Below are 2,140 nucleotides of genomic sequence, written 5' to 3'. Positions count from 1 at the left end.
GCGCGTCAGCCCGCGCAGCACCAGCGCGCCGCGCAGCGCCGTCTCGGGGTCCACCGGCACGGCGAGCAGGGTCTCGGCCGGCCACTGGCCGAGCCGGCGCATCAGCGGCAGCAGCGGCGCCATCGCCTCCGCCCGCCGCTGCAGGTCGACCAGCGCGTTGTCGCGCACCACCGCCGCCTCGCGCGCGGCGGCCTCGGCGGCGTCGGCCGCCTCGTCGGCGGCCACGGCGCGGCGGCCGGCCTCGGCGCGCTGGCGGGCCAGGGTGGACTCCGCCTCGGCGGCCGTGCGGGCGGCCTCGGCGGCGGCCTGCGCGGCGGCGCGGGCGGCCTCGGCGGCGCGCTCCGCCTCCTGCACGCTGCGCGCCGTGGGGTTCTCGGCGCCCCAGGCCAGGAAGGCCGGGGCCAGCAGGGCAAGCGGCGCCAGCAGCAGCAGGGCGCGCAGCGCGCCGCCCGGGGGCAGGCTCACCGCCGCCATGCCGCCGCCGCCATGCCGCGCCGCCCCCGCCTCAGCCAGCGATCAGGCTCCGCCCCGTCATCGCCGCCGGCTGGTCCAGGCCGAGCAGGGCGAGCAGGGTGGGCGCCACATCGGCCAGCCGCCCCTCGCGCAGCGTGGCGCCGGCCGGGCCGCCGCGCAGCAGCACCGGCACCACGTTGGTGGTGTGGGCGGTGAAGGGGCCGCCCGTGGCCGGGTCCTTCATCATCTCGGCGTTGCCGTGGTCGGCCGTCACCAGCAGGGCGCCGCCCTGGGCGGCCACCGCCGCCTCGATCCGCGCCAGGCCCGCATCCACCGCCTCGCACGCCTTGATGGCGGCGGCCAGGCTGCCGGTGTGGCCCACCATGTCGGCATTGGCGAAGTTCAGCACGATCAGGTCGAATTTCCCCGAGCTGATCGCCTCCACCGCCTTCCCGGCCAGCTCGGGGGCCGACATCTCGGGCTGCAGGTCGTAGGTGGCCACCTTGGGGGAGGCGACCATGACGCGCTCCTCGCCGGGGAAGGGGGTCTCCTCGCCGCCGTTCAGGAAGTAGGTGACATGCGGGTACTTCTCCGTCTCCGCCATGCGGAGCTGGCGCAGCCCGGCCTTCGAGACCACGGCGCCGAGGATGTCCTGCATCGACTGCGGGGCGAACAGCGTCTCCAGCAGCGGGTTCAGCGCGGTGGAGTATTCCGTCATGCCGGCGGCGCCGGCGAGCCTCGGGCGGCGCGGCGGCGCGAAGCCGTCGAAGGCCGGGTCGAGCAGCGCGGTCAGGATCTGCCGCACCCGGTCGGCGCGGAAGTTGAAGCAGAGCAGCCCGTCGCCATCCTTCATCCCCGCATAGCCGCCGATGACGCTGGCGGGGATGAACTCGTCCGTCTTGCCGGCGGCGTGCGCGGCGGCGATGGCGGCGGCGGCGCTCTCCGCCCGCTCCCCCTTGGCCTCGACGATGGCGTCCCAGGCCTGGCGCACCCGCTCCCAGCGGTTGTCGCGGTCCATGGCGTAGTAGCGGCCGGTGACGGTGGCGAGGCGCGCCCCCGCGGGCAGCTTCGGCTCGAAGGCGGCGAGGTAGTCCGGGCTCGCCTGGGGCGGGGTGTCGCGCCCGTCGGTCCAGGCATGGATGGCCACGGGGATGCCGGCGCCGGCAAAGACCTTCGCCAGCGCCAGCCCGTGCTCCTGGTGGCTGTGCACGCCGCCGGGGGAGAGCAGGCCCATCAGGTGCAGCGTGCCGCCGCTCGCCTTCAGCCTGCCGATCAGCCCGGCGACGGCGGGCAGGGTGGCGAGCGAGCCGTCGGCCACGGCGCGGTCGATGCGCGGCAGGTCCTGCATCACCACGCGGCCGGCGCCGAGGTTGAGGTGGCCCACCTCGGAATTGCCCATCTGCCCGTGCGGCAGGCCGACATCCTCGCCGCAGGTGCGCAGGAAGCTGTGCGGGCTTTCGGCCCAGAGGCGGTCGAAGCAGGGGGTGCTGGCCTGCCGCACGGCGTTGTCCGCCTCGTCCTCGCGCCAGCCCCAGCCATCCAGGATGACGAGCATCACGGGCTTCGGACGGGACATGGGCATCTCTCCTGCGGGTCGGTGACGGCACGGGATAGACCCGGCAGGGGGCGCTTGCCCAGGGGGATGAGGCAGGGGATGCGGCAGGGGATGCGGCAGGGGATGGCGGCA

The 2,140-nt window shown here is 75.8% G+C and carries 1 protein-coding gene and 1 pseudogene; both read right to left on the bottom strand.

Annotated elements, in window-relative coordinates:
- Positions 1 to 465: pseudogene (locus ACZJYS_RS24095) on the bottom strand (hypothetical protein); the annotation flags it as partial.
- Between the two features lie 40 nt (positions 466 to 505).
- Positions 506 to 2,029 carry a 2,3-bisphosphoglycerate-independent phosphoglycerate mutase gene (gene gpmI, locus ACZJYS_RS24090; protein WP_493180613.1) on the bottom strand — a complete coding sequence of 508 codons (1,524 nt, stop codon included), beginning with the start codon at positions 2,027 to 2,029 and terminating at the stop codon, positions 506 to 508.
- Positions 2,030 to 2,140: the final 111 nt, after the last annotated feature.

The organism is Roseomonas sp. TS2, assembly GCF_058833935.1.
This window is presented reverse-complemented; position numbering and strand designations above follow the sequence as displayed.